Consider the following 946-nt stretch of genomic DNA (forward strand, 5'->3'; position numbering starts at 1 on the left):
GTGCTGGTCGAAACTGGAACAGGACGCATCCTTGGGGCTCACCTGGTCGGCCCTGACGCTGACGAACTGATCAATATCTTCGGCTTAGCCATCCGACATGGGCTTAATGCGGACGATATTAAATCGACTATGTTTGCTTACCCTACAGCTGCCTCCGACGCCGGATCTATGTTGGGTTGAGCAGCACCCGATCGCCGGAGTTCTCTCCATTCCAACCCAACGACTGCTTTCACACAGCGGTGTAATGCGACCAATGTCCGCTCACGGGTCGCAAGCCGAATGTCCGCTATCTGCGCCTTGTCGACCAGGACCGGACTGACCACTAGCGGCCCCATCGCAGCCCAACTTAGAAGTCGGCAGAGATGCTGGCTTTGATTGTGCGCGGGGTTCCTTGCAGCAGTGCGGCAGAAAAGACGTCGAACGCGCTGGCCCAGTACTTTTCGTTCGTGATATTATCGGCCGAAAGGCGGAGCGTGACCGGCGTGTCGTCCGCCGCGAAGACGTAGCGCGCACCGAGATCGATACGCGTCCAGCTATCGAGTTCGAGCGTGTTGGCGGCATCGACCCACTGCGGACCCGTGTGCACTGCACGCGCTGTGATCGTCGCGCCAGGCACAAAGCCCAAGTCCCACTCCAAGTCTGCATTGGCGGTGTATTCGGAAACGCCAGGTACCTCGTTGCCGCTGACGAGCTTCGCATCGGTCAGAGCTGCGCCGCCGATCAGCCTCAGGCTGGGTGTCAGATCGCCGTTGACCGTGAACTCGATGCCTTGGTGCGTCTGATCCCCGAGGTATTCGAAGCTGCCGTCGGCAAGCACACCCTCTCCCGGTCGCTCAAGGCGGTAGGCGCCGAGACCGACGAAGACATCGCCCAGTGCCAGCTTGCCTCCAACCTCGTACTGCAGCGACTTGCGCGGGGCGAGAACCTCGCCCGGATTGTTTACGAG

The 946-nt window shown here is 60.4% G+C and carries 1 protein-coding gene and 1 pseudogene; one reads left to right on the forward strand and one right to left on the reverse strand.

Annotated elements, in window-relative coordinates; translation table 11 throughout:
• Positions 1 to 180, forward strand: a pseudogene (locus AAFM29_RS17055) (NAD(P)/FAD-dependent oxidoreductase); the annotation flags it as partial.
• A 166-nt stretch (positions 181 to 346) separates the two neighbouring features.
• Here AAFM29_RS17055 and AAFM29_RS17060 read toward each other — a convergent pair.
• Positions 347 to 946, reverse strand: a 600-nt coding sequence (locus AAFM29_RS17060; protein ID WP_341713928.1) for a TonB-dependent receptor domain-containing protein, incomplete at its 5' end; no start/stop codon positions are given.

This window comes from Erythrobacter sp. (genome assembly GCF_038133525.1).
Lineage (GTDB): Bacteria > Pseudomonadota > Alphaproteobacteria > Sphingomonadales > Sphingomonadaceae > Qipengyuania.